General features: G+C 64.0%; 21 protein-coding genes. 14 read left to right on the top strand and 7 right to left on the bottom strand.

From position 1 onward, the window contains the following. Positions 1–182 precede the first annotated feature (182 nt). The 3 genes from polA to ACV1FX_RS35160 all read left to right on the top strand — a co-directional run bounded on the left by polA (position 183) and on the right by ACV1FX_RS35160 (position 4,542). Entirely contained in the window at positions 183–3,266 is a 3,084-nt protein-coding gene (polA, locus tag ACV1FX_RS35170; protein ID WP_473122125.1) for a DNA polymerase I, read from the top strand. 14 nt (positions 3,267–3,280) lie between these two features. Then, complete coding sequence (locus ACV1FX_RS35165) at positions 3,281–3,823, top strand: NADPH-dependent FMN reductase (protein ID WP_473122124.1); 543 nt, start codon at positions 3,281–3,283, stop codon at positions 3,821–3,823. An 83-nt stretch (positions 3,824–3,906) separates the two neighbouring features. Next, on the top strand, positions 3,907–4,542 hold the full coding sequence (locus ACV1FX_RS35160) for a LysE family translocator (RefSeq protein WP_473122123.1): 636 nt from the start codon (positions 3,907–3,909) through the stop codon (positions 4,540–4,542). A 178-nt stretch (positions 4,543–4,720) separates the two neighbouring features. Here ACV1FX_RS35160 and ACV1FX_RS35155 read toward each other — a convergent pair whose 3' ends face one another. After that, positions 4,721–5,347 (bottom strand): glutathione S-transferase family protein, encoded by a 627-nt coding sequence (locus ACV1FX_RS35155; protein ID WP_473122122.1) that lies wholly within the window; start codon positions 5,345–5,347, stop codon positions 4,721–4,723. Positions 5,348–5,548: 201 nt separating this feature from the next. Here ACV1FX_RS35155 and pyrE point away from each other — a divergent pair, with 201 nt between their 5' ends. After that, positions 5,549–6,112 carry an orotate phosphoribosyltransferase gene (gene pyrE, locus ACV1FX_RS35150; protein ID WP_473122121.1) on the top strand — a complete coding sequence of 188 codons (564 nt, stop codon included), beginning with the start codon at positions 5,549–5,551 and terminating at the stop codon, positions 6,110–6,112. A 209-nt stretch (positions 6,113–6,321) separates the two neighbouring features. Continuing rightward, positions 6,322–7,101 (top strand): DUF2865 domain-containing protein, encoded by a 780-nt coding sequence (locus ACV1FX_RS35145; RefSeq protein WP_473122137.1) that lies wholly within the window; start codon positions 6,322–6,324, stop codon positions 7,099–7,101. A gap of 9 nt (positions 7,102–7,110) precedes the next feature. Here ACV1FX_RS35145 and ACV1FX_RS35140 read toward each other — a convergent pair whose 3' ends face one another. Next, a complete protein-coding gene (locus ACV1FX_RS35140; protein ID WP_473122120.1) occupies positions 7,111–7,542 on the bottom strand; it encodes a hypothetical protein in 432 nt (143 codons plus the stop codon). 160 nt (positions 7,543–7,702) lie between these two features. Between ACV1FX_RS35140 and ACV1FX_RS35135 the strand changes: the two genes are divergently transcribed. Further along, positions 7,703–7,882, top strand: coding sequence for an RNA polymerase sigma factor region1.1 domain-containing protein (locus tag ACV1FX_RS35135; protein WP_473122119.1), 180 nt, complete (start codon positions 7,703–7,705; stop codon positions 7,880–7,882). 61 nt (positions 7,883–7,943) lie between these two features. Here the strand turns inward: ACV1FX_RS35135 and ACV1FX_RS35130 are convergent, their stop codons facing one another. Further along, on the bottom strand, positions 7,944–8,177 hold the full coding sequence (locus ACV1FX_RS35130) for a hypothetical protein (RefSeq protein WP_473122118.1): 234 nt from the start codon (positions 8,175–8,177) through the stop codon (positions 7,944–7,946). 215 nt (positions 8,178–8,392) lie between these two features. Between ACV1FX_RS35130 and ACV1FX_RS35125 the strand changes: the two genes are divergently transcribed. The 3 genes from ACV1FX_RS35125 (at position 8,393) to ACV1FX_RS35115 (ending at position 12,133) form a co-directional block, all read left to right on the top strand. Continuing rightward, the gene (locus ACV1FX_RS35125; RefSeq protein WP_473122117.1) at positions 8,393–10,918 is read left to right on the top strand and encodes a glycogen/starch/alpha-glucan phosphorylase; all 2,526 of its coding nucleotides are present in this window, start codon (positions 8,393–8,395) and stop codon (positions 10,916–10,918) included. Between the two features lie 229 nt (positions 10,919–11,147). Further along, entirely contained in the window at positions 11,148–11,315 is a 168-nt protein-coding gene (locus tag ACV1FX_RS35120; RefSeq protein ID WP_473122116.1) for a hypothetical protein, read from the top strand. A gap of 2 nt (positions 11,316–11,317) precedes the next feature. Beyond that, positions 11,318–12,133 (top strand): acyl-CoA thioesterase, encoded by an 816-nt coding sequence (locus tag ACV1FX_RS35115; protein WP_473122115.1) that lies wholly within the window; start codon positions 11,318–11,320, stop codon positions 12,131–12,133. Positions 12,134–12,338: 205 nt separating this feature from the next. Here ACV1FX_RS35115 and ACV1FX_RS35110 read toward each other — a convergent pair whose 3' ends face one another. From ACV1FX_RS35110 to ACV1FX_RS35100, 3 genes are all read right to left on the bottom strand, one after another. Next, complete coding sequence (locus tag ACV1FX_RS35110; protein ID WP_473122114.1) at positions 12,339–13,955, bottom strand: phosphoenolpyruvate carboxykinase; 1,617 nt, start codon at positions 13,953–13,955, stop codon at positions 12,339–12,341. A 298-nt stretch (positions 13,956–14,253) separates the two neighbouring features. Continuing rightward, positions 14,254–16,839, bottom strand: coding sequence for a CHAT domain-containing tetratricopeptide repeat protein (locus ACV1FX_RS35105; protein WP_473122113.1), 2,586 nt, complete (start codon positions 16,837–16,839; stop codon positions 14,254–14,256). Positions 16,840–16,934: 95 nt separating this feature from the next. Continuing rightward, positions 16,935–17,672 carry a HugZ family pyridoxamine 5'-phosphate oxidase gene (locus ACV1FX_RS35100; protein WP_473122112.1) on the bottom strand — a complete coding sequence of 246 codons (738 nt, stop codon included), beginning with the start codon at positions 17,670–17,672 and terminating at the stop codon, positions 16,935–16,937. A gap of 243 nt (positions 17,673–17,915) precedes the next feature. On the opposite strand from ACV1FX_RS35100, the gene ACV1FX_RS35095 reads away from it, so the two are divergent. The 5 genes from ACV1FX_RS35095 (at position 17,916) to ACV1FX_RS35075 (ending at position 21,915) form a co-directional block, all read left to right on the top strand. After that, complete coding sequence (locus ACV1FX_RS35095) at positions 17,916–18,617, top strand: response regulator transcription factor (RefSeq protein ID WP_027520846.1); 702 nt, start codon at positions 17,916–17,918, stop codon at positions 18,615–18,617. Between the two features lie 104 nt (positions 18,618–18,721). Continuing rightward, positions 18,722–20,524 (top strand): stimulus-sensing domain-containing protein, encoded by a 1,803-nt coding sequence (locus tag ACV1FX_RS35090; RefSeq protein WP_473122111.1) that lies wholly within the window; start codon positions 18,722–18,724, stop codon positions 20,522–20,524. After that, the gene (locus ACV1FX_RS35085; RefSeq protein ID WP_473122110.1) at positions 20,521–20,970 is read left to right on the top strand and encodes an HPr kinase/phosphorylase; all 450 of its coding nucleotides are present in this window, start codon (positions 20,521–20,523) and stop codon (positions 20,968–20,970) included. The genes ACV1FX_RS35090 and ACV1FX_RS35085 overlap by 4 nt, the downstream gene beginning before the upstream one ends. Before the next feature lie 208 nt (positions 20,971–21,178). Next, the gene (locus ACV1FX_RS35080; protein WP_011090868.1) at positions 21,179–21,580 is read left to right on the top strand and encodes a PTS sugar transporter subunit IIA; all 402 of its coding nucleotides are present in this window, start codon (positions 21,179–21,181) and stop codon (positions 21,578–21,580) included. Next, the gene (locus ACV1FX_RS35075; protein WP_473122109.1) at positions 21,577–21,915 is read left to right on the top strand and encodes an HPr family phosphocarrier protein; all 339 of its coding nucleotides are present in this window, start codon (positions 21,577–21,579) and stop codon (positions 21,913–21,915) included. Before ACV1FX_RS35080 ends, ACV1FX_RS35075 begins: the two co-directional genes overlap by 4 nt. 128 nt (positions 21,916–22,043) lie before the next feature. Here ACV1FX_RS35075 and ACV1FX_RS35070 read toward each other — a convergent pair whose 3' ends face one another. Beyond that, positions 22,044–23,669 carry a glycosyltransferase family 39 protein gene (locus ACV1FX_RS35070; RefSeq protein ID WP_473122108.1) on the bottom strand — a complete coding sequence of 542 codons (1,626 nt, stop codon included), beginning with the start codon at positions 23,667–23,669 and terminating at the stop codon, positions 22,044–22,046. Positions 23,670–23,702 lie beyond the last annotated feature (33 nt).

Genomic DNA, 23,702 nt, shown 5'->3' with positions numbered 1-23,702 from the left:
TACCCAGGATTTAGTTGTGACGCGAGATCACAACTCCGAGTCTGCGCCAAACCGCTCCCCGTAGCTACGGATCCCCGGCTCGCACTTCGTGCGCCCCGGAACGACGATTTGAGTGTGGGAATCGGCCCAAAAATCGCCGCTCCAAGGCTGTCAAACTCCGCAAAAATTCATACATTGCGGCCATGCCAAAAACCTCTCCGAAGACCACCGCCAAAGCTGACACCAAGGCTGCTGCGCCAAAGGCGGCCGCTGAGACCGAATCTGCTGCTGCCAAGCCTGCTGCCAAACCCGTGGCGGCGAAGGCGGCCGGCAAGGGCGACCACGTCTTCCTGGTCGACGGCTCCTCCTACATTTTCCGCGCCTATCACGCGCTGCCGCCGCTCAACCGCAAATCCGACGGCTTGCAGGTCAACGCCGTGCTGGGTTTCTGCAACATGCTGTGGAAACTGCTCCGCGATATGCCCGTGGACAACCGGCCGACGCATCTGGCGATCATCTTCGACAAGTCGGAGGTCACCTTCCGCAACAAGATCTATCCCGACTACAAGGCGCATCGGCCGCCGGCGCCGGACGATCTCATTCCGCAATTCACGCTGATCCGCGAGGCCGTGCGCGCCTTCGACCTGCCCTGCCTGGAACAGGTGGGCTTCGAGGCCGACGATCTGATCGCGACCTATGTGCGGCAGGCCTGCGAGCGCGGCGCGAGCGCGACCATCGTCTCCTCCGACAAGGACCTGATGCAGCTCGTCACCGACTGCGTCACCATGTACGACACCATGAAGGACCGCCGCATCGGCATTGCCGAGGTGATCGAGAAATTCGGCGTGCCGCCGGAGAAGGTGGTCGAGGTGCAGGCGCTGGCCGGCGATTCCACCGACAACGTGCCGGGCGTGCCCGGCATCGGCATCAAGACCGCGGCGCAGTTGATCGTCGAGTATGGCGACCTGGAGCAGCTTCTGTTTCGCGCGACCGAGATCAAGCAGCCGAAGCGGCGCGAGGCGCTGATCGAGAATGCCGAGAAGGCACGGATCTCGCGCCAGCTCGTGCTGCTCGACGACAAGGTCGATCTCGAGGTGCCGCTGGACGATCTCGCCGTCCACGAGCCCGATGCGCGCAAGCTGATCGCCTTCCTGAAGGCGATGGAGTTCACGACGCTGACCCGCCGTGTCGCCGAATACGCTCAGGTCGATCCCGCCGATGTGGAGGCTGACCCCGGTTACAAGACCGGCGCCAGCGTGTTCTCGCCGCTGCCGCCCTCGGACGTCGTGCCGGCGCCGGGACCCGGCGCATCGGCGCAAGCCGTAGCCAGGGAGCCCAACAGGACGGCCGGCAAGGAAGACAAGGCTGCAAGCCCGAAGGGCACGCCGGTTTCGCTCGCCGAGGCCCGCGCGGAAGCTGCGCGCAAGACCAGGATCGATCGCGCCAAATATCAGACGATCAAGACGCTCGACCAGCTCAAGGCGCTGATCGCGCGCATCCACGATGTCGGTCATGTCGCGATCGAGGTGAAGGCGAACTCGGAAGATCCGATGCAGGCCGACATCTGCGGCGTCGCGCTGGCGCTTGGGCCTGACGATGCCGCCTATGTGCCGCTGGCCCACAAGCCGCCGGGCGGCGGCGCCGGACTGTTCGATGCGGGACTCGCGCCCGATCAGGTGAAGTTCGAAGCGGCCGTCGCGGCGCTGAAGCCCGTGCTCGAGTCAAAGGGCATCCTGAAGATCGGATACAACGCCAAATTCATCGCGGTGCTGCTGGCGCAGGCCGGCATCACGCTGTGCAACCATGACGACGCGGAGTTGATTTCCTATGTGCTCGACGCCGGCCGCGGCTCGCATGCGATGGAATCGCTCGCCGAGCGTTGGCTGGGCCACGCGGTGCTGGCCGAAAGCGAGCTCGTCGGCAGCGGCAAGAACAAGCTCACCTTCGACCAGGTCGCGATCGACAAGGCGACCGAGCATTCCGCCGAGCGCGCCGATGTGACCTTGCGTTTGTGGCGCGTGCTGAAACCGCGCCTCATCGCCGAGCACATGACTGGCGTCTACGAGACTCTGGAACGTCCGCTGACCAGCGTGCTCGCGCGCATGGAGCGTCGCGGCATCTCGATCGACCGCCAGGTGCTTTCACGGCTGTCGGGCGACTTCGCCCAGACCGCGGCGCGGGTGGAGGCCGAGATACAGGAAATCGCCGGCGAACCGGTGAATGTCGGCAGCCCGAAGCAGATCGGCGACATCCTGTTCGGCAAGATGGGACTTCCGGGCGGCACCAAGACCAAGACCGGCGCATGGTCGACGACCGCGCAGGTGCTGGATGATCTCGCCGAGCAGGGCCACGACTTCCCGAAGAAGATTTTGGAGTGGCGCCAGGTCTCGAAGCTGAAGTCGACCTACACCGACGCGCTGCCGACTTACGTCAATGCGCAGACCCATCGCGTGCACACGACCTACGCGCTGGCAGCGACCACGACGGGCCGGCTGTCATCGAACGAGCCGAACCTGCAGAACATTCCTGTGCGCACCGAGGATGGGCGAAAGATCCGCCGCGCCTTCATTGCGACGCCGGGCCACAAGCTGGTCTCGGCCGACTACTCTCAAATTGAATTGCGGCTGCTCGCCGAGATCGCCGACATCCCCGTGCTGAAGCAAGCGTTCAAGGACGGACTCGACATTCACGCGATGACAGCCTCCGAGATGTTCGGTGTTCCGATCAAGGGCATGCCGAGCGAAATCCGGCGCCGCGCCAAGGCGATCAATTTCGGCATCATCTACGGCATCTCGGCGTTCGGCCTTGCCAACCAGCTCGGCATCGCGCGCGAAGAAGCCTCCGCCTACATCAAGAAATACTTTGAGCGCTTCCCCGGCATCCGCGCCTATATGGACGAGACGCGCGATTTCTGCCGCAGCCACGGCTATGTCACCACGCTGTTCGGCCGCAAGTGTCACTACCCCGACATCAAGGCCTCCAATGCCTCGGTGCGCGCTTTCAACGAGCGCGCCGCGATCAACGCGCGCCTCCAGGGCACGGCCGCCGACATCATCCGCCGCGCCATGACGCGGGTGGAGGACGCGCTGGCGGCAAAGAAGCTCTCGGCGCAGATGCTGCTTCAGGTGCACGACGAATTGATCTTCGAGGTGCCGGACGCGGAGGTCGAGGCGACGTTGCCGGTCGTGCAGCACGTGATGCAGGACGCGCCGTTCCCGGCCGTGTTGCTCTCGGTGCCGCTGCACGTCGATGCCCGCGCCGCGACCAACTGGGACGAGGCCCACTGACGGCAGTCATTCTGATGAAGATTGCAACGATCTCCGGCAGCCTGCGCGCCGGCTCGAGCAATACGGCCGCGTTGCGCGCGGCGGCCCTGCTCGCGCCTGTTGGCGTCCAAGTGGTGACCTTTGAAGGAATTGCGGGCCTGCCCTTCTTCAATCCAGACCTTGACGGCGATGACGTGCCCGCCCCCGTCGCGGCAATGCGCAATTTGATCGGAAGCGCGGACGGCCTCCTGATCTCCAGCCCCGAATATGCCCGCGGCGTCGCCGGTGTTCTGAAGAATGCGCTGGACTGGCTGGTTGGAAGCCATGAATTTCCGGGCAAGCCGGTCGCATTGATCAACACGTCGCCGCGCGCCACGCACGCACTGGCCGCCCTCACTCTCACCCTGGAGACGATGTCGGCCCGCATCGCGCGGGATGCCTGCGTGACGGTGCCCCTGCTCGGCGGTGCCTTCGACGAACAACGCATCGTTGCAGATCCTGCGGTTGCGGAGCCCCTCCGTTCGGCGATGGAGCGTTTTGCGGCGTTCATCCGCAGCTTAGAGGCCGATGCGTCCTAGTTAATTGTCCTCGGTGCAATTGCGCGATGGCGGCGCTAGCCCTTGCATACTAGAACCAGTGCATCTCCCGCACGAGTTCACCGATGCCCCACACATCCGCCTTGCTCGGCTTTGCTCTCGTCTGTCTCGGCCTCGTGCTGACGCCGGGGCCGAACATGATCTATCTGATCTCGCGCTCGATCACGCAGGGCCCGGCGGCCGGCATCGTCTCGCTCGGCGGCGTGGCGCTGGGATTCGTTTTCTACATGCTCTGCGCCGCGTTCGGCATCACCGCGCTGCTGCTCGCCATTCCCTTCGCCTATGACGCGCTCCGCCTCGCCGGTGCCGGCTACCTGTTCTGGCTCGCCTGGCAGGCGGTGAAGCCGGGCGGCCGCTCGCCGTTCCAGGTGAAGAAGCTCGCCGTCGACAGCCCGCGCAAGCTGTTCGCGATGGGCTTCGTCACCAACCTGCTCAATCCCAAGATCGCGATGCTCTATCTCGCACTGCTGCCGCAGTTCATCGACCCCGCCGCCGGCAGCGTGCTGACACAGTCGCTGGTGCTGGGTGCGGCCCAGATCGCGATCAGCGTCAGCGTCAACGCGATGATCGCACTCGCCGCCGGCTCGATCGCGCTGTTCCTGGCGACACGGCCGAGCTGGATGCTGGTGCAGCGCTGGCTGATGGGCACGGTGCTCGCCGGGCTTGCCGTGCGGATGGCGGTGGAAGCGAAGCGGGTATAGCCGAAGCAGCAAAGCACATGCTCGTGTCCCGGACGCGCTGCAGCGCTCCCCGGCGATGCGAAGCATCGTTCGGTGCGCTGCTGCGCAGAGCCGGGACCTAATTCCACATGGGCCCCGGCTCTGCAGTGCACCGCTTACGCGCTGCACTGCGTCCGGGGCACGAGAGCCGACTGATCGACTAATCCAGCTTCGCCTCCATTCCGCGCTTCACCGCCGGGCGCGCCATCAAGGCCTCATACCAGCGCTTCACGTTCGGAAAGTCCGCGAGGTCCACCTTGTGGCGCGGGTGGCGCCAGGCCCAGCCCAGGATCGCGAAATCGGCGACCGAGAGATCGCCCGCGACGAAGTCGCGGCCCTCGAGCCGGCGGTCCAGCACGCCGTAGAGCCGGCGTGTCTCAGCCATGTAGCGCTTCAACCCATAGGCGCGGTCCTGCTCGTTCTCCAGCGCAATGAAATGATGCACCTGGCCGGGCATCGGCCCGAAACCGCCCATCTGCCACATCAGCCATTCGTAGACGGGGATCCGGCTGGCCAGCGACTTCGGCAGGAATTTGCCGGTCTTCTCGCCGAGATAAAGCAGGATCGCACCGGATTCGAATACGCTGACGGGCTTACCGTCCGGCCCCTCCGGGTCGACGATTGCGGGAATCTTGTTGTTCGGGCTGAGCTTGAGGAACTCGGGCGCCATCTGCTCGCCCTTGGTGATGTTCACCGGGAAGACCCTGTAAGGGAGCCCCATTTCCTCCAGAGCGACCGAGATTTTTCGGCCGTTCGGCGTATTCCAGGTGTGGAGCTCGATGGTCATTTGCCTGTTTCCTTCCCGTTTGCCGGCATCCCACTACTCCAGGACGTCGCGGCCTTACAACCAGCGGTCGGGCATGGTGGCTGTCCGGCCGGCGCGGACGTTGCCCTGTTGACGGTGGTTTTGCGGGTCAAACCCCCTCTGGCATGTCGGCTCGGTGGCGGATAAATTCCGCCTCCTCCAAAAGAGCCTCAGAGGACCGTCGTGTCGAAATCAGCCTCCCGCGCCCGCTTGTTCGAAATCATCCGCCGGCGCTCCTTCGGCCGCGGCGAGGTGACGCTCGCGTCGGGCCGCAAGAGCGATTTCTATTTCAACCTCAAGCCGACCATGCTCGACCCCGAAGGGGCGACGTTGCTTGCCGAGCTCACCTATGAGGCGCTGAAGGACGACCAGCTCGATTTCATCGGCGGCCTCGAGATGGGTGCGGTGCCGCTGGCCGGTGCGCTCGCGCAGATTTCCTGGATCAAGGGTCACCCGATCGCGGCCTTCTTCGTGCGCAAGAAGCCGAAGGAGCACGGCGCCAAGCTTGCGATCGAAGGCCTTGCCAAGGGCGAGACGCTTCAAGGCAAGCGCGTCGTGATCGTCGAGGACGTCACCACCACCGGCGGCTCGGCGCTGAAGGCGGTAGAATCGGTGCGCGAGGCCGGCGCCAACGTGGTGCTGGTGCTGACCATGGTCGACCGCGAGGAAGGCGCCAACGACACCTTCGGCCAGGCCGGCCTGCCGTTCCGCTCGCTCTACAAGGCGTCGGAATTCTTGAAGAGCTGAGACAGCAAGGCTCTCTCCATTGTCTTGCCCGGGCTTGTCCCCGGCCTTGACGCGATTCGATCCAACAACCGCCACGGTCACCGCTCATTTACCATCCGACACTATGGTGAATCAGCGCTGAGACACGTTGCTCTCAGCGGGGGTTCGTTGCGTTGGTGGAGTGGGCATTGCGTACAGATTCGTCGAATGTGCGTTGGTCGCACCGCGCGATGCTCGTGGCTGCAACGGCTGCCGCGCCGCTTCTCTTGACACCGGCTCCGGTGTCCGCCGAGGGCCTGTTCGACTTCTTCTTCAACGCACTACAGCAACGTCCGCAGCGCAGCGCGCCGCAGGCGAGTTCCCAGGCGAACTCCTACGTCGATCCCTTCTCGGCGGCGCAGCCGAATGGGCCCGCCCAGGATGCGCCCACGCGTACGGCAGCCGGCGGTTCGGGTCCGGCCTTCTGCGTGCGCACCTGCGACGGCAAGTATTTCCCATTGATGCGCGGCGTGGCCTCGCCGGCGCAGATGTGTCAGGCGTTCTGTCCTGCTACGACGACCAAAATCTATTTCGGCTCCAGCATCGACGGTGCCGCTTCGCAGACCGGCGAGCGCTATGCCGACAGCGAGAACGCCTTCGCCTTCCGCAAGGCGTTGCGCGCGGACTGCACCTGCAATGGCCGCGAGCCCGTCGGACTTGCGCCGGTGGACCTTGCACTCGATACGTCGTTGAAGGCCGGCGACGTGATCGCAACGAGTGACGGCCTGGTCGCCTATACCGGCGTTCGCCTCGGCAACGACCAGGTCGCCGACTTCACGCCGGTTGCCTCCTATCCCGGCCTCACCGCACAGGTTCGCTCCCGCCTCGGCGAGATGAAGGTTGCGCCGGTGCGCGCCGACACGGTGGCGACGGATGCGCCGCCGCCGGACATCGTGCGGGAGACGCCGCCGGATGTGACAGTGCCGAAGACGCCGGCGCAGAAATCGGGCAGGCGCGCGGGACTGGATTGACGCTTCGCGTCACCGTCCGATGATCACGCCGATCACGTTCGGCGCCGCCAGATATTTTTCCTCGATCGCCGCGCGCGCAGCGGCGCGGTTTTCCGGCGTGAGCAATCCGCGTTTCTCGGCGAGGATCATCCAGCAGAAGCCCCACCAGTCCGTCAGCATGCCCAGATCGTCGACGAGATCATAACCCTGCTCGGCTGCAAAAATGCGCGCCTGCGCCTCGTCGAGCGTGTCGAGGAAAAGGTGGTCCTCAACCGAGAACAGGTCATCGCTGATATCGTCGATGGTGTAGCCCCAGATCGACTGGCACACCGCGTTGAACTCGCGATCAATCTGATCGTCATCGACCGCATAGCGCCGCGCCGCCTGATGCAGCCGCGACAGCGAGCGTGCGAAGTCGCCAATTCGGGTGAGGGCGAATTGATCAAAGGCAATAGTGGACATGTAGTCCTCGCGAAATCGGACAGACGCTAGATATTGTGCCGGCGACACGCCGAATCACAATGATATATCAAAGACTTGCTAAAGTGTTCTTAATTTGTTCCGGCGAGCTGCATGGACTCCATCCATGGGTAGAGGCCCGAATTGCGAAGGATTGGACACGATGAGGCAACAGGAAATGATTCAGAAGGCCATCGAGCTTGGTCGTCGGACAGGATCGGTTACCTTCGGCCAACTCAATGAGCTCTTGCCCGCGTCGACTATTGAGCCGAAGGATGTTGAAGCCGTCATGCAGGCCTTGAGCGATGAAGGAATAAACGTCGTCGAAGACGACCAAGCTTAATTCGAAGGTGGCTTTCGCTAGGACGACCAAATTGAGAGAGCCCCCTCTCTTGGCTTCGCAGTCAATTCGCCGCCGACAGCATCCTGTCGCCGCAATAGTTCGCGTAGAACTTGCCGCCGCATTGGCGCTTGATGGCGGCGCAGCGCGCGGCTGGTGTGGCGTTTTGCGGCAGGGAGAACGCGCAGCTCAGGCCGTCGGCGCTACGGCCGCTTCTGGTGGCGGCAAAGGCCGCGCTGGAGGCGGTGATGCAGATGACGAGCAGGGCGGCGGTGGCGATTTCGATCAGCAGCCTCACAAGTGCCTCCTCTCCACACCAGGGGCGAAATCTGCCGCCAATCTAGCACGAAATCGGCGTCTCCCCGTGCCCAACCGGGTTCCCAAAGCGGCCCATTCCTTGCATAAATTTACGCCAGCGCAGTGCACGGTCGCGCTCGCGATGGTTCCGCTCTCGCGCCCATCCGCGTAAGATTGGTGCACAAGCTTTGTTCCCGAGACCAAGAAGAGACTGTTTTGCAAGAGCAATCGTTCCAGCCGAATTTTCCCGCACCCGGTCAGCCCACCGACGAATTGGCGCTGACGGAGATCAAGGGCGCGATCCTTGCAAAGCTGCGCCTTGCCATCGGCAAGGACGCCGGCATGGCGACGAAGCACGACTGGTACCAGGCCGCAGCTCTCGCGCTGCGCGACCGCATCGTGCACCGCTGGCTCAGCGCGGAGAAGCGCAGCTACGATGCCGGGCGCAAGCGCGTCTACTATCTCTCGCTCGAATTTTTGATCGGCCGTCTCTTCACCGACGCGCTGAACAACATGGGGCTGCTGAATATCTTCGAGGTCGCACTCGGCGATCTCGGCGTCTCGCTCCCTGAGCTGCGCAAGTGCGAGCCGGATGCCGCGCTCGGCAATGGCGGCCTGGGGCGGCTCGCGGCCTGTTTCATGGAGAGCATGGCGACGCTGTCGATTCCCGCGATCGGCTACGGCATCCGCTACGACTACGGCCTGTTCCGCCAGATCATCAATCAGGGCTGGCAGCAGGAATATCCGGACGAATGGCTAAGCTTCGGCAACCCCTGGGAGTTGCAGCGACCGGAAGTCGTCTATCACGTCCATTTCGGCGGCGCCGTCGAACATATCGACGACAAGGGCCGCGACCGCTCGATCTGGCATCCGGCCGAGACCGTGCAGGCGATCGCCTATGACACGCCGATCGTCGGCTGGCGCGGCCAACACGTCAACGCGCTGCGGCTGTGGTCGGCGCGCTCGCCCGATCCGCTGAAGCTCGACGTGTTCAATTCAGGCGATTATGTCAGCGCCTCGTCCGAGCAGGCGCGCGCGGAAGCGATCTGCAAGTTCCTCTATCCGAATGACGAGAGCCCGGCGGGCCGCGAGCTGCGCCTTCGCCAGGAGTATTTCTTCGTCTCGGCCTCGCTCCAGGATCTCGTCAAGCGGCATCTGTCCGCCGACGGACAGTTGCGCAGCCTGTCGATGAAGGTCGCGGTGCAGCTCAACGACACGCATCCGTCTCTTGCCGTCACCGAGCTGATGCGGATCCTGATCGACCTGCATAACTTCCGCTGGGACGAGGCGTGGAAGATCACGGTCGCCACGCTCTCCTACACCAACCACACGCTGCTTCCGGAAGCGCTGGAAACCTGGCCTGTCGAGCTGTTCGAGCGGCTGTTGCCGCGCCACCTCGAGATCATCTACCGCATCAACGTCCAGCATCTGGCGCTGGCCGAAGCGCGCTGCCCGGGCGACATCGATTTCCGCGCCTCGGTCTCGCTGATCGACGAGAAGAGCGGCCGCCGCGTGCGCATGGGCCAGCTCGCCTTCGTCGGCTCGCACCGCATCAACGGTGTGTCGGCGATGCATTCCGACCTGATGCGCGAGACCGTGTTCCACGATCTCAATCATCTCTATCCCGGCCGCATCACCAACAAGACCAACGGCATCACCTTCCGCCGCTGGCTGATGCTGGCGAACCCGAAGCTCACCGACCTTCTGCGCGAGGCTTGCGGCGAGGCCGTGCTCGACGATCCCACGCAGCTCTCCCTGCTGGAGGCGCGCGCCAGCGACGTCGCGTTCCAGCAAAAATTCCGCGCCGTCAAGCATCACAATAAGACGGCGCTCGCCCGCGTGATCGGCGAGCGGCTCGGCATCAAGGTTGACCCGAGCGCGCTGTTCGACGTGCAAATCAAGCGTATCCACGAATACAAGCGCCAGCTCCTCAACATCATCGAGACGGTGGCGCTCTATCAGGCCATCAAGGACAACCCCGACGGCAACTGGGTGCCGCGGGTGAAGATTTTTGCCGGCAAGGCGGCGGCGAGCTATCGCTACGCAAAGCTGATCATCAAGCTGATCAATGACGTCGCCGAGGTCGTCAACAACGATCCCGCGATCGGCGGCAAGCTCAAGGTGGCTTTCCTGCCGGACTACAATGTCAGCCTCGCCGAGGTTATCATTCCGGCGGCCGATCTCTCCGAGCAGATCTCGACCGCCGGCATGGAGGCCTCCGGCACCGGCAACATGAAGCTGGCGCTGAACGGCGCCATCACCATCGGAACCCTCGACGGCGCCAATATCGAGATCCGCGATCATGTCGGCGCCGAGAACATCGCGATCTTCGGCATGGAAGCCGGCGACGTGATGATCCGGCGCAAGCAGGGCCTGGATGCCGCCGACGTGATCCGCAGATCGCCGCAGCTCTCGCGCGCCATCAATTCGATCGCCGTCGGCGAGTTCTCGCCCGGCGATCCCGGCCGCTTCGAATCCATCGCGCATGCATTGCGCTATCTCGACCACTATATGGTCAGCGCCGACTTCGATTCCTATTACGAGGCGCAGCGCGGCATCGACGCGCGCTGGCAAGTGGCGCCGGCCTGGACACGAGCCTCGATCCTCAATGTCGCGCGCATGGCCTGGTTCTCCTCCGACCGCACGATCCGCGAATATGCCGAGGAGATCTGGGACGTGCCGGTGCACCCGACCACGCCCGCGTTTCAGGAAGCAGAGGACCAGCGCGGCGCGGCAGGCTGATATTTCCGTGCACCGGAATCCGTCAAGCGTGCACACTGCCGCCCACTCTCAGATGTCGTCCCGACGAAGGCCATAACCCCAGGGAGCGGTTATGGCGACAGGCGGCAACCAGGATCTCTCATAATCAACCACCGCCTGTGGCTATGGATTCCGGGCTCGCGCTTCGCGCGCTCCGGAATGACGAGAGTTTACCTGCGAGGTCATTGCATAATTTCTTGACCATGATGATATGACCGTCATCATCTCCAAGCGAGGGACGCCACTGATGGTCACTCTCGCCTCAACGTTCGTCATTGCGAGCGAAGCGAAGCAATCCAGAATCATTCCGCGGCCGCAGTCTGGATTGCTTCGTCGCTTCGCTCCTCGCAATGACGACTGGGTCGGTATCGAGGACTAGGAATGCACGCCAAACTTCCACACCTCTTCGACGAGGCGACCCACGTCACCGCCGGCGACAGTTGCTGGCAGGGACACACCAGTGACGACTATTGGGCCTTCGTCGGCCCGTTCGGCGGCGCTACCGCCGCGACGATTTTGCGCGCGCTGATCGATCATCCGGAACGCGCCGGCGATCCACTGGCGCTCACCATCAATTACTGCGCACCGATCGCGAAGGGCGCGTTCGATCTCGACGTCCGGCTCGTGAAGGCCAATCGCTCCAGCCAGCATTGGAGTGTCGAGCTGTCACAAGACGGCGGCGAGGTCGCAACGCTGGCGATCGCCGTGTTTGCCGAACGCCGTCCATCCTGGTCGCATCAGGTGGCACAGTGTCCCGACGCGACACCGTTTGAGCAGACACTGCCCTTTCCGAACATCAAGGCATCATGGGCTAACCAGTACGAATTCCGCTTCGTCGAGGGCGAAATGCGGATCGGCGCCGGCAACGAAGAACTGGCCAGTACCTTTTCGAAGGTCTGGATCAGCGACCGCACGCCGCGCAAGCTCGACATGCTGTCGCTGATGGCGATGTCGGACGCGTTCTTCGGCCGCATCTTCCACACGCGGCGCGAGCTGGTGCCGTTCGGCACGGTGTCGCTGACGACCTATTTCCACACCGACGCGGAGGAGCTTGCCGCCGAGGACCTCACGCGCGTGCTCGCGACGGCCGACGCCAAGATATTTCATCGCAGCTACGGCGATCAGACCGGCGAACTGTGGTCGCCAAACGGCCGCCTGCTCGCGACCACGACACAGATCGCGTATTTCAAGGTGTAGCTGTTTGTCTGACGCGACGCTCCTGCCGCAAAGGCAGTAGCAGAGGAGTTTTCGCATCTCAAACCAATGTCGTCCCGGCCTTCGCCGGGACGACACCGAGTGTGTGGCTTGCGGCCACAGCAATTGCTGCAGCGTATAGGCGTGCCAACGGGCACAACAAAAAGGGCGGCCTCGCGGCCGCCCTTTTGCATTTCTACCGACGAAGCTACTCCGCCGCGAGCTTCACATCCGGCGCGGCCGCACGCACCTCGGCGTCGACCTGGGCCTCGAACTTGGCGAAGTTCTTCTGGAACATGCCGACCAGCGCGCGGGCGGTCTTGTCGAACTCGTCCTTGTCCTTCCAGGTGTTGACCGGGTTGAGGATCTCACTCGGCACGCCCGGCAGCGCGGTCGGAACCGCGAAGCCGAAATATTTGTCGGTGCGGAATTCGACGTTGCGAAGCGATCCGTCGAGCGCGGCGGTGAGCAGCGCGCGCGTCACCTTGATCGGCATGCGGCTGCCGACGCCGTACTTGCCACCGGTCCACCCGGTGTTGACCAGCCAGCAGTCGACATTGTGCTGGGCGATCAGGTCGCGCAGCATGTTGCCGTAGACGCTTGGGTCGAGCGGCAGGAAGGGCGAGCCGAAGCAGGTCGAGAATTCCGGCTGCGGCTCATTGCCGAGACCACGCTCGGTACCGGCAACCTTCGCGGTGTAGCCGGACAGGAAGTGATACATCGCCTGCGCCGGCGAGAGCTTCGCGATCGGCGGCAGCACGCCGAAGGCATCGGCGGCGAGCATCACCACGTTCTTCGGCTGCGGCGCACGTCCAGTGCGCGAGGCGTTGGGAATGAATTCGAGCGGATAGGCCGAACGCGTGTTCTCGGTCTTGGAGCCGTCATCGAAATCCACCACGCGGGTGTCTTCGTCGAGCACGCAGTTCTCGAGCACCGCGCCGAAGCGCGTCGAGGCGGCATGGATCTCGGGCTCGGCTTCGCGGGACAGCTTGATGCACTTGGCATAGCAGCCGCCTTCGAAATTGAACACGCCATTCGGGCCCCAGCCGTGCTCGTCGTCGCCGATCAACGTACGGTTCGGATCTGCCGACAGCGTGGTCTTGCCGGTACCGGACAGGCCGAAGAAGATCGCGGTGTCGCCCTTGGCGCCGACATTGGCCGAACAGTGCATCGGCATCACGCCACGCTCGGGCAGGTAATAGTTCAGCGTGGTGAAGACCGACTTCTTCATCTCGCCGGCGTAGTAGGAGCCGCCGATCAGCACGATCTTGCGGGCGAAGTCGATCGCGACGACGTTCTCCGACTTGCAGCCATGGCGCTTCGGATCGGCGCGGAAGCTCGGCATGTCGATGATGGTGAGCTCCGGCACGAAGGTCGACAGCTCGATCGCCTCGGGACGGATCAGGAGCGTGCGGATGAACAGCGAGTGCCAGGCGAGCTCGGTGAAGACGCGCGTCTTGATCCGATAGGCCGGATCGGCGCCGCCATAGAGGTCCTGCGCGAACAGGCTCTTGCCTTCGGCATGCTTGAGGAAATCCTGATAGAGCGCTTCGAACTGCTCCGCGGTGATCGACTGGTTGCCAGCCCACCACATCTTCTTGTCGGTGGCGGCGTCGCGCACCGTGAACTTGTCCTTCGGGCTACGGCCGGTGAACTCACCAGTGTCCGCGCAGAGCGCACCATCAGCGGAGAGCACCGCTTCTCCCGCGGAGAGCGAGTACTGGTAAAGTTGTGGCGCGCCGAGATTCCAATGAACCCGCTTGAGATTCCTTAAGCCGAATTTGTCGGCGCCGAAGGCACCGTTGCGCACGCCCGTCTCTTGCACGAAAAATCCTCCTAGAACCCGCATAACTGGCGCGATCATCTTTGAGCGCCATCCATCGCGGCCACCGTGAATAATAGGCCGTCCGGCCTCGGCTGGACGACCTAATACTGATGAACGCTGGCGTTGCCAAGCTGATCCCGTACGATTTGGTTTATTCAAGGGCCGGGCCAAAAGCCGCGCATGCCTGCCCTGAAACGCGAACGCCGAAAACAAGCGATGATCGCGCAACCAAATAGGCAAATCAACGTTGTACAGGGTTTTGCAACGCACAATCCGCCACTGATATTCCAGCGCTGCTCTATCGTGCTGCACCTTCTCCGATCAGCGCGAAGGGTGCCCACATTGCGGGATTGGCATTGCGCGGTGACGAGGCGTCATCGAGAAAAGTTAACATCGCGCGTCGCAATGCTTCAGCTCGGCCGAGTCCCGGTTCGTTTTTGAGCAAATCGAAGGTCGATGTGGTCAGCCGGGTGGCAGCTTCGGAATCAACCGCCCAATGCGAGACCAGAAGTGCACGCGCGCCGGCATAGAAGAACGCGCGCGCCAGTCCCGACAGCGCTTCAGCGCCAGGCTTGTCGCCGGCAATGGTGTTGCACGCCGACAGCACGACCCAGTCCGCATTGATCTTGAGCTGCGCGACTTCGCTTGCCGTGAGCAGGCCGTCGTCGAAGTCGGTCGGCTGATCCGGCATCGAAAGCGCGAGCGAAGGCTCGCCCAAACCCTTGACGTCACCGGCGACGAGACCATGGGTGGCGAAGTAGATGATGCTGTATTGGGCAAGCGCTGCCCGCTTCAACGTCGTCTCGCTGGCGTCGCGGCCGAGATGGACATCGGTCTCGGCAGCCCCGACGTCCTTCGCCACGGCGCTCAGCTCGTCGGCCGTATCGGGCAGTTGCGGCAGCGCCCGGGCGAGCCGTGCGCGATCGACGCCGGCACCGCGCCAGAAATCGGTATAGGCAAGCGTCGCAATGCTGCGCGCTGCAGCCTTGGTCGCGCGCCGGCCCGCAGGCGCCTCCTGCGCGGGATTGAACACGGGATCGCCGAAGCCGGTCATCGGCTTGACGCTCTGATCCCTGCGCGCAAAGGCTCGCAGCGACTTCAGGCTGACCACCGAGGGCAACACCGAGACGGCGTGGCGCCGCAACAGCCACGCAGCGCCGCGATAGCCTTCGAGCGTCTCCGGTATCGCAGCTTGAGGCCTCTCGATGACGAGCAGATGAAACGGCAAGGCAGTCAGCGCGCCGGAGGGAACCACGAGCAGGCTTCGCTTGTCCTTTGTCAGCGTCTCGACCGGCCCGACCAGCGTCAGATAGAGCTCGTTGGCGAGCGCCAGATCGAACAGCCCCGATTTGCCCGAGGAATCGCCAGCCTTGCCGACATCGAGCCCCCTGCGGAACGCCGACACCTTTTGTGCAAGCGCGTCGGTACCGAGCGAAATCTGCTTCCAGTCGACGCCTTCGCGGGTGATGGCGACGACATAGCTCTCCCTTTCGACGATGGCATAGAGCACCATCGCTTCATCGGCCGACAAGAGCGCCTGGATCTCTTTTGCCGCCAGCGGCAGCGGATTTGAGAGCGAGGCATAGTCCGGGAATTCGACGGCAAGCGTTTTCTGCAAGCTCGCGCGCTCGCTTGCGATCGCCGCAAGGCGCTGCCGGTTGCGTTGCTCGGCGGCCGCATCACGCTGCGCGGATTGCTTCGAGACCGCGGTGACCATCGCCTTGTCGAGCGCGTCCGCCTCTGCGCCGAGATCCTGATCCCGCCGCACGAGCTCGGCGAGCCGGTCGCTGCCGGCGGCAAGCCGCACTGCGAGCTTGTTCACGGCCGTCGCGGCGGAGGATTGCGTGCCGCGCTGGATGGCCGCGAGCGCCTCGTCCAGCGCCTTCTCGTCAGTCAGCATTTGCTGCTGCCGCGCGGCAAACAGGACCGGCAGCACGACGCGGAGCTGCGAGCCATTGCGAGCAAGCGTCTTCTCTGCGAGCGGCAGCGCATCAGCGGTCTTTCCCGACGCCTGCAGGAAGAAAGCGAGATTGCCGGTGGAGGTCACGACATCAGGATGATCGGGCCCGAGCGCACGCTCGCGGATCGACAGCGCGCGACGATAGAGCGGCTCGGCTTCGGCAAAACGCCGCTCGTGCTCATAGAGCCCGGCAAGATTGTTGAGCGAGCGCGCTACATCGGGATGATCGGCGCCCAGCACCTTTTCGCGGATCGCGAGCGAGCGCTTGATCGGCGCCTCCGCATCCGCATCGCGGTTGAGGTCGCGATCGAGCTGGCCGATATTGTTCAGGAGCGTCGCCACGGCGGGATGCTCCGGGCCGCCTGCCTTCTGATAGATGGCCAGCGCGCGCTGAAACAGCGGTTCGGCGTCCGCAAAGCGCTCCTGCTTCACGTAGAGCGTGGCGAGATTATTGAGGGATTGGCCGACATCGGGATGTTCGCGTGACAGCGTCTTCTCGCGGATAGTCAACGCGCGCTTGAACAGCGGCTCTGCTTCAGCGAAGCGTTGTTGCCGTTGATAGAGCGCGGCAAGGTTGTTCAGCTCGGGCGCGATCTCCGGCGTGTCGAGGCCGAGAGATTTTTCCAGCAAAGCGACCGCGCGCCTGTAAAGCGGCTCGGCCTGATCGTCGTGGCCCTGCGCGGCGTAGACTTGCGCGAGATTATTCAGCGCGCCGGCGAGGTCGCGGCCGTTGTTACCCTTCTCGAGGCTTGCCACCATGGCCTGCGCCAGTGACAAGGCTTCCGCATATTTGCCGGCGCGGCTGAGCTCGTTGATCTCTGCGCTTTGCGCGGCGAGATTCTGGGCACTGGCGGATGTGGCAAGGGATGCGCCCAGCGCGAGCGCAAGGCAAGCTGCCAGCGCCAAACGTGCAAATCGTGTCATAAAAATTCTCGCTCCCGACCCGGGCCAAATTGCTTGACCATGGGTCGCAGCGATGGGCGCCGCCGTTCAAGCCGGCTGTCGCTAGCCGGCCCTTGTTAGCCGGCCCTGGCCCGCGCCTCGCCCGCCAGTCTGACCAGCATCTTGCGGAGCGCGTTGCCATCCATCACCCGCTCGGGGAATTCGAGCCGCAACACGGCCTGTTCCGACTGCATATCCAGGCCCTCGGGATCACAACCCGTGCAGCGCCAGTCGGCTTCGGCTGCGCCGAGCAACCTTGTCGCGTACAGACTCATGGTGTCGCGATGGTCGGCATTCATGTGCGCGACCGCGCCCTCCTCGGCTTCAAGCAGTTCGCCAGCGCCCGCGAGGTCCGTGAGGAACCGCTCGGGCTCGAGATCGAGGATACGGCCGAATCCCGCGACCAGATGGGTTCCGGACGGCTTGATTCGAAAGAAGGAGAAATCCTTAAACGAAACAAAGTCTTCTGCGGAGGGATGGGCGGCAAGGTAACGTCGGCGCAGGAGCTCCAGCTCGCCCTCCATCCCCTGCTCCGCGCGTCCCGACAGCATGATTCGGGCTCCTTCCAGGGGATCGCCGGGGCCGCGCTCGTCCAGCATCAACGAGACCCGACCGTCGGCGAGGATATTTTTGGTATGCACGGCAAGCCGCGAGATCAGCAGAATCGGCGAGCCGTCGGGGTGGCTCGCCAGATTGACCAGGGAGCAGTAGGGATCGCCGGTACCGGGCATCAGGGTCGCCAGCGCTCCCTGCCGACAGCGCCGCAGCAGCGATTTGGCGAGCTTTCCGGGGTCGAAATCGGAGGTCGGTTGCATCTGATTCTCTTCGGTTTTCCGGCTTTTACGGGTTGCAAGGCCGGCCTTTTCGGGGTTAAACGGGGCCTGGTTATGGGTCGGACCGCGGCTGTTTTGCCGCGTTTCGAGGAACTTTGGTCACACTTCAGCCCAGCTTGCATTGCTCGGTGACAAGGTTCGAACCCCGGGTTGGGGCCCATGTATACGGCGCATCACTGATTGCTCGCCGTTCTAGATCACGACCTCAACGGAAAGCAGAGGCTCATGCCCACAATCGCTTTGGTCGACGACGACCGCAACATTCTCACATCCGTCTCGATCGCGCTGGAAGCCGAAGGCTACCGCATCATGACGTACACCGACGGCGCCTCGGCGCTGGACGGCTTCCGCACCACGCAGCCCGATCTTGCCATCCTCGACATCAAGATGCCGCGCATGGATGGCATGGAGACGCTGCGTCGGCTGCGCCAGAAGTCCGACCTGCCGGTGATCTTCCTCACCTCCAAGGACGAGGAGATCGACGAGCTGTTCGGCCTCAAGATGGGTGCCGACGATTTCATTCGCAAACCGTTTTCGCAGCGGCTGCTGGTCGAGCGCGTCAAGGCGGTGCTGCGCCGCTCGGCGCCGAAGGACCCGACCGCCGCGCCGAAGGAGAACGACGCCAAGGCGCTCGATCGCGGCCTTCTGCGCATGGACCCCGAGCGCCACACCTGCACCTGGAAGAACGAGCCGGTGACGCTGACGGTCACCGAATTTCTCATTCTCCAGGCGCTCGCGACCCGGCCCGGCGTGGTGAAGAGCCGCAACGCACTGATGGACGCCGCCTATGACGACCAGGTCTATGTCGACGATCGCACCATCGACAGCCACATCAAGCGGCTGCGCAAGAAGTTCAAGGTCGTCGACAACGAGTTCGAGATGATCGAGACGCTTTACGGCGTCGGCTACCGTTTCAAGGAAGCCTGAGGCGAGCGCGCCTCTTTCGGGGACTTTGTGGACTGACGGGATTGTCGGTCTCGGCTAAGATGCGGGGACCAATCGCACGACCAGTCCTAACGCGGGCGTGAGCATTGCTTGACCGGACACAGCCTGATTCCAGCCTGAACGCCGAGGATGTCGCATCCGCGGGCGTTCAGGACCATTCGGCTGAGGAGAAGCAGGTCGCGCAGGGCTGGCGGCCGCTGAACTGGCTGAAGCGCGCCGGGCAGTTCTTCTTCGCGCTCTCCTTCTCGAGCCTCACCCGCCGCATCGTCTCGCTGAACCTCGCCGGCCTCGTCGCGCTGGTCGCGAGCATCCTCTACCTGTCGCAGTTCCGGGCCGGCCTGATCGACGCGCGCGCACAGAGCCTGTTGGTACAGGGCGAGATCATCGCGGGCGCGATCGCGGCCTCCGCGACGGTGCAGACCAACGCCATCACCATCGACCCGGACCGTCTGCTCGACCTCAAGCTCGGCGACAGCTATGGCGGGTCGGACGAATATTCGCCGCTGGACTTCCCGATCAATCCGGAGCGCGTGGCGCCGGTGCTGCGCACGCTGATCTCGCCAACCAAGACCCGCGCGCGGATCTACGACCCCAACGGCATCCTCCTGCTCGACAGCCGCAACCTCGAGAACGTGCTGCGCTACGACCTGCCGCCGCCATCCGAGAAGCCCGGCATCCTCGAACGCGGCATGACCTCGGTGCGCACCTGGCTCAACCGCGGCGACCTGCCGCTCTATCGCGAGCTCGGGCCCGAAAACGGCAATGGCTATGACGAGGTGGGTGACGCGCTGAAGGGCCAGAAGCGGTCGATGGTGCGGGTCAATTCGCGCGGCGAGGTGATCGTCTCGGTCGCGGTCCCCGTGCTGCGCTCGCGCGCCATCCATGGCGCCTTGATGCTGTCCACCCAGGGCGACGACATCGACCAGATGGTCACCGCCGAGCGGCTGGCGATCCTGAAGGTAGGCGGCGTTGCAGCCGCCGTCATGATCATGCTGTCGCTGCTGCTTGCAAGCACGATCGCAGGTCCCGTGCGGCGCCTCGCCGACAGCGCCGAACGCGTCCGCCGCCGCACCAAGTCCCGCATCGAGATCCCCGACTTCACCCGCCGCCGTGACGAGATCGGCCATCTCTCCGGCGCACTGCGCGACATGACCAACGCGCTCTATCGCCGCATCGAAGCGATCGAGATGTTCGCCGCCGACGTCGCGCACGAGCTGAAGAACCCGCTGACCTCGCTGCGCTCGGCAGTCGAGACCCTGCCATTGGCGCGCAACGAAACCAGCCGCGGGCGCCTGCTGGAAGTGATCGAGCACGACGTGAAGCGGCTCGACCGGCTGATCTCGGACATTTCGGATGCGAGCCGGCTCGACGCCGAATTGCAGCGGCAGGATGCGATCCCCGTCGATCTCAGGCGCCTGCTGACGACGCTCACCTCGGTCGCCAACGAGACCAAGCTCGGCCACGACGTCGCGGTCGAAACCCGCTTCGAGGGCCGCGGCCCGACCGACGGCCTGGCCGTAAACGGCCACGATTCGCGACTCGGTCAGGTGATCTCCAATCTCTTGTCGAACGCGCAGTCCTTTTCCGAGCCCGGCAACAAGGTGCGCATGACCTGCCGCCGCGTCCGCGCGGAGATCGAGATCGTGGTCGACGACGACGGCCCCGGCATCCGCGAGGACGCACTGGAGCGCATCTTCGAGCGCTTCTACACCGACCGCCCGCATCAGGGCTTCGGCCAGAACTCCGGTCTCGGCCTGTCGATCTCCAAGCAGATCATCGAGGCCCACGGCGGACGCATCTGGGCGGAGAATCGCACAGGTCCCCAGGACGCCGACGGCCTGCCCACGGTTGCCGGCGCGCGCTTCGTGGTGAGGCTGCCGGCGCTATGAGCGAGGACGGCGCCAGCGTCCACGCCTCTGCGGTCAGAATCGGGAATATGGCTGTGCTGATCCGGGGGCCCTCGGGCGCCGGCAAGTCGCGCCTTGCCTTCGATTTGATCATGGCAGGCCGCGCCGGGACGATCGGAGCTGCCGTTTTGGTGGGCGATGACCGTGTCCATCTGGCGACAGTCGGCAACGAAATTGTGGTCCGCCCTGCCCCCGTCCTGGCCGGCCTGATCGAGATCCGCGGGCTCGGCATCCGCCGCTGCGACTTCGTGGAGCATGCGACCGTCGGCCTCGTGGTCGATCTCGCCGCGCCCGACGCCGAGCGCCTGCCGCCGCTCGAGGCCCTGAAAACCATCATTTCCGGTGTTGAATTACCGCGAATCCCGGTCGGAGCCGGCTATCAGCCCCTCCCCCTGGTTGTCGCGGCCCTGACCACTACCAAGAGTTAATCCTCCCTTAAGCCTTGGGGCGATTGTTTGAAGGGAAATGGTAACCATATGAACCCCACTATCGCGACCGAATAGACCGGCGCACCTCCCCTCATCCATCCGTCTAGATTCAGGGAGATACGCAACATCCCCTCTTGCGCAGGGGCTCTGGATGGTCAAAGTGGCGCGTTCGTGCGGTGCACCAAAAGCGCCCGCGAGGAGTTTTCCGATGATTGGTCTAGTACTTGTGACCCACGGGCGCCTTGCCGACGAATTCAAGGCAGCGCTTGAGCATGTCATGGGCCCACAAAAGCAAATCGAAGCGATCACGATCGGCGCCGAGGATGATTCCGATCTCTGTCGAAGCGACATTATCGAGGCGGTTAATCGCGTCGATTCCGGCGACGGCGTTGCGATCCTCACCGACATGTTCGGCGGCACGCCGTCCAACCTTGCAATATCCTGCATGAGCCGACCGAAGGTCGAAGTGCTCGCGGGCATCAATCTTCCCATGCTGGTGAAGCTCGCCAAGGTGCGCGAGGAACGCGCGCTGCCCGACGCGATCGCGATGGCCCAGGAAGCGGGCCGCAAATACGTCACCATCGCCAGCCGCGTGCTCGCCGGCAAATGAGCGACGACGTGCCACTTGGAAGTGAGGCCAGTGCTCCTGCGGGAGCTGGCGTGCCCGACGGGGCGATCTCCAAAGAGTTGCTGATCATCAACAAGCGCGGCCTGCACGCGCGCGCGTCGGCGAAGTTCGTGCAGGCGGTGGAACGCTTCAGTGCGCAGGTCTGGGTAACACGGGGCGGCGAGACCGTCGGCGGCACCTCGATCATGGGATTGATGATGCTGGCCGCAGGCCCCGGCACGACGATCACCGTTTCAGCCAAAGGCGATGACGCCGAAGCCGCGCTCGCCGCGATCACCGAGCTCGTTGAAAGCAAGTTCAACGAGGAAGGGACTTAAAGCCGCAGCGGCGAATGAAGCTGCGCAGGGTGGCAGCGAAGCGTGCCCACCATTCTCTAATTCTCGACAGAAGTGGCGGGCACGGCGCAAGTGCGCCTTTGCTCACCCTTGTATTAGCGCGATCCGATTCACCCTCCCGGTGGCGCGATGTAGACGTTCCACGTCATCGCAGGGCCCGCCTTGCCATGGGTGAAGCGGCGTGTCGTCATCACGATCCGCTCCGCGTTCGGCGCGGTCTCCTTGACCCATTTGTCGAAATCGTTCGCGCGTCCGTCGGTCGGATCGAACACGCCGATGAAGCCGAGGCGCTTGACGTCCTCCGCTGCGGTCAGGCCGGAGCTCCAGGCTTCGTGCGGCGTGAACGGACTCGGATGATCCGGGCTGTAGAACGCCATCGGCTGGATGGTTTCCATGGTGCCGGCGACGATCGGCCAGCGTGAGCCGAAGCGCGTGCGCCAAGCTTGCGTCAATTCGCGTGCGAGCTCGGAACGCGCGCCATAGGTTGCGGTGTTGCCGGCATTGGCCGCCATCTCGCGTGCGGCGATCCAGGGCGATGCGGCGAGCGTCGCGAGCGACAGCACGAGCCAGATCGCTGTGACGTTGAACAGGCTCGCGCGCTGCACGCGCAGCGTCGGGATCGAGACCAGTGCCAGAGGCACCAGGAAGAACAGCGAGATGCCCCAGTCGGTCTTCATGTAGATGCCGAAGGCGAGCGCACCGAGCGGCGGCCCGACCGCGACGATGATCTGGATGATCCAGATGTTCAGCGCCTGTGACACGTCGACGCCGGGATTGCCGCCACGCGCCCAGGCGCGGGTGACGATCGCCAGGGGATCGCGCAGGAGCAATCTCCACCACGGCGGCACCAGCGCCATTGCCAGCGCCGCCAGCGCCACCGGGAGTGCAAGCAGCGCGACATTATGCAGGGCGTAGCCGCGCACGAGCTCGTCGATCTGGGCGCGATCGGTGAGACTGTAGGTGTCGCCGGCATAGGTCAGCGGCACGAAATGCGCATCCGCAAGCCAGATGCCATGCGGGATCATCGCGACAAGCAGCGTTGCGATCGCAACCCATGGCGCCGGCGAGGCCAGGAACCTGAGGCGATCCGGATGGATCAGCGCCGCAAGGCCGATGGCGCCGATCATGGTCAGGACCCAGTACTTCGTCATCAGCGCGAGCGCGCCGGCAAGCCCGAGCAGCACGCCGGACTGCCAGCTCCGTTTCTCGAATGCGTTGAGATAAGCGAGCACGAGGAGCGGCAGCGTGACGAGCTGCAACAAATCCGGATTGTACTTGAAGCCCTTGAAATTGAAGATCGGGTAGAGCGCGACCATCACCAGGACGAAAAACGCGCGCCTGGCGTCCACCACGCGCAGCGCAATCCGCCAGCAGATCACCATGCCGACGCTGACGGTCGCCATCGCGAGCGCATACGTCGCCCAATCCTTCGGCGGGAAGACCATGAACCAGAGCCCCGCGATCCAGCCCGACAGCGGCGGGTGCTTGCCATAGCCGAGCAGGAATTTCTGGCCCCAGGCATAGGCTTCTGCGACGTCCATATGAACGTCCTGCGCTGCCTTCAGATTGATCAGGATGAAGGTCCAGATCACCGCATGGAGGATGGCGAGCTGGATCACCAGCCACAGCCGGGTCCTGGGATCGGTGGCGCTGGCGATCAGCCAGGCGGCCAGTCGTTTGGGGCTCAAACGGCTTTTCGCGCGCGTTCCGGCGGGCAGGATCGAAGTCGTCGACATGGGGCGTTGCGTAGCGCGTTTTGAGCTGCCGTG

This window comes from Bradyrhizobium ingae (assembly GCF_055791185.1).
The sequence above is the reverse complement of the archived record's forward strand: the minus strand, read 5'-3'. Positions and strand labels throughout refer to the sequence as shown.

Bases quoted from the DNA above. Each gene is read 5' to 3' on its own strand.
- polA (WP_473122125.1), top strand. From the start codon at position 183: ATGCCAAAAACCTCTCCGAAGACCACCGCCAAAGCTGACACCAAGGCT.
- ACV1FX_RS35165 (WP_473122124.1), top strand. From the start codon at position 3,281: ATGAAGATTGCAACGATCTCCGGCAGCCTGCGCGCCGGCTCGAGCAAT.
- ACV1FX_RS35160 (WP_473122123.1), top strand. From the start codon at position 3,907: ATGCCCCACACATCCGCCTTGCTCGGCTTTGCTCTCGTCTGTCTCGGC.
- ACV1FX_RS35155 (WP_473122122.1), bottom strand. From the start codon at position 5,347: ATGACCATCGAGCTCCACACCTGGAATACGCCGAACGGCCGAAAAATC.
- ACV1FX_RS35145 (WP_473122137.1), top strand. From the start codon at position 6,322: ATGCTCGTGGCTGCAACGGCTGCCGCGCCGCTTCTCTTGACACCGGCT.
- ACV1FX_RS35140 (WP_473122120.1), bottom strand. From the start codon at position 7,542: ATGTCCACTATTGCCTTTGATCAATTCGCCCTCACCCGAATTGGCGAC.
- ACV1FX_RS35135 (WP_473122119.1), top strand. From the start codon at position 7,703: ATGAGGCAACAGGAAATGATTCAGAAGGCCATCGAGCTTGGTCGTCGG.
- ACV1FX_RS35120 (WP_473122116.1), top strand. From the start codon at position 11,148: ATGACCGTCATCATCTCCAAGCGAGGGACGCCACTGATGGTCACTCTC.
- ACV1FX_RS35115 (WP_473122115.1), top strand. From the start codon at position 11,318: ATGCACGCCAAACTTCCACACCTCTTCGACGAGGCGACCCACGTCACC.
- ACV1FX_RS35105 (WP_473122113.1), bottom strand. From the start codon at position 16,839: ATGACACGATTTGCACGTTTGGCGCTGGCAGCTTGCCTTGCGCTCGCG.
- ACV1FX_RS35100 (WP_473122112.1), bottom strand. From the start codon at position 17,672: ATGCAACCGACCTCCGATTTCGACCCCGGAAAGCTCGCCAAATCGCTG.
- ACV1FX_RS35095 (WP_027520846.1), top strand. From the start codon at position 17,916: ATGCCCACAATCGCTTTGGTCGACGACGACCGCAACATTCTCACATCC.
- ACV1FX_RS35085 (WP_473122110.1), top strand. From the start codon at position 20,521: ATGAGCGAGGACGGCGCCAGCGTCCACGCCTCTGCGGTCAGAATCGGG.
- ACV1FX_RS35080 (WP_011090868.1), top strand. From the start codon at position 21,179: ATGATTGGTCTAGTACTTGTGACCCACGGGCGCCTTGCCGACGAATTC.
- ACV1FX_RS35075 (WP_473122109.1), top strand. From the start codon at position 21,577: ATGAGCGACGACGTGCCACTTGGAAGTGAGGCCAGTGCTCCTGCGGGA.
- ACV1FX_RS35070 (WP_473122108.1), bottom strand. From the start codon at position 23,669: ATGTCGACGACTTCGATCCTGCCCGCCGGAACGCGCGCGAAAAGCCGT.